1 protein-coding gene and 1 pseudogene are annotated in these 1,730 nt (G+C 62.5%); both read left to right on the top strand.

Annotated elements, in window-relative coordinates; all coding sequences use genetic code 11:
- The first annotated feature begins 23 nt into the window (after positions 1 to 23).
- Positions 24 to 1,397: an MlaD family protein gene (locus AC1DX0_RS35475; protein ID WP_477220350.1), complete on the top strand. Its 1,374-nt coding sequence runs from the start codon at positions 24 to 26 to the stop codon at positions 1,395 to 1,397.
- 37 nt (positions 1,398 to 1,434) lie between these two features.
- Positions 1,435 to 1,730 (top strand): annotated as a pseudogene (locus AC1DX0_RS35480) (ABC-type transport auxiliary lipoprotein family protein); the annotation flags it as partial.

The following is a 1,730-nucleotide window of genomic DNA, read 5'->3' on the forward strand; positions in this document are numbered from 1 at the left end:
CGTGCATAGCCATAAGTGAAGGCATGGAAACCAGAGCCAACTACGTCATTGTCGGCATTTTTACGCTGGTTGCGATCCTGGCGGCGTTCGCTTTCGTCTATTGGACCGCCGCGATCGGCGACAGGGGCGAGACCACGCTGCTGCGCGTGCGCATTCCGGGTTCGGCTTCCGGCCTCGGCCCAGGCAGTCTGGTGCTGTTCAACGGCGTCAAGGTCGGTGTGGTCAAACGCGTATATCTCGACCTCGATAATCCGACGGTAGCCATCGCCGACACCGAAGTCGACCGGCTGACACCGATCACCAAGTCGACGCAGGCCGATCTCGGCCTTGCCAACCTCACCGGCCAGGCCAACATCGAACTCAAGGGTGCCGACCCCAAGGAAGTCAAGCTTCTCGACCAGGCCGAGAAGGAAGGCAAGGTTGCCGAGATCGTTGCCAACCCCTCAGCCGTGACCAACCTGCTGCAGACGGCGCAGAACATCTTCACCCGTGCCGACAAGGTGCTTTCGGAGCTCGAAGGCTTCACCAAGGATGTTCGCGGGCCGCTGACGCAGACCGTCCAGAACGCGCAGACATTCTCCGATGCGCTGGCCAAGAATGCCGACGGCATCGACAAGTTCCTGTCTGCGGTCAGTGCGCTGTCCGATGAGCTGAAAGGCGTTTCCGGCAAGCTGGACGGCACGCTGAAGGCCGCCGAAGGGATTCTCAATGCCGTCGACAAGGACAAGATCAAGAGCATCGTTGCCAATGTCGACACGGTGACCGCGAATCTCAAGGAAACATCGCAGCAGCTCGACGGCGTGATCAAGAATGTCGATACGGCGGTCGGATCCGTCAATGATTTCGCCAAGCAGACGCAAGGCACGCTGGCCAAGGTCGATGGCGTGCTCGACGGCATCGACCCGGCGCAGGTGCGCACTGCTCTGGCCAACATCCAGAAGGCGAGTGAAAGCGCCGACAAGGCCGCCGCCGATATCGCCGTCGTGACCAGCAAGTTCGCCAACCGCGCCGACGATATCGACCAGACGATCAAGGACGCCAAGCAACTGGCGCAGCGGCTCAACGACGCCTCGGTGCGTGTCGACGGCATCCTCGCCAAGGTGGATACCTTGCTCGGGTCGGGACAGGCCGATGGCGTGATGGCCGACGCCAGGGATACGCTGAAGTCGTTCAAGCAGGTCGCCGATACGCTGAATGCGCGGCTTGGCGTCATCACCGACAATCTGGCGCGCTTCTCGGGCCAGGGCCTGTCGAACGTCGAGGCGCTGGTCCAGGACAGCCGCCGCTCGATCAGCCGCATCGAGGAGGCGGTCACGGATCTCAGCCGCAATCCGCAACGCATTCTTTCGGGTGGCGACGGCGAGGTTCGGCAATTCGATGGCAGGGCGCGGCGTTGACTTCGGCGTCGGCGCGCCCCAAGAACATGAGTTGCGGATGCGGGTTGATCTTACGATCCGGGGACAACGGGGATCGCGCGTGAAGTCGGTGTGGGTGAGAACGGGTGGATTGACACCGGCTGCGGTGCTGCTTGCGCTATCGCTTGCCGGCTGTGCGGTACTGGGCGGCAAGCCTGCGCCGCTGGACACATTCGAGCTTTCGGCGCCGTCGGTTGACGCCCATGGCCACAGCCGCAAGCAAATCCTGATCGCCCAGCCKTCGGCGCTCAAGGCGCTGGACAGCCAGAAYATCGTCATCAAGCCKTCSGACCGCTCGATCCAGTATCTGAAGGG

The sequence above is a fragment of the Mesorhizobium sp. P3_A9 genome, assembly GCF_056402975.1.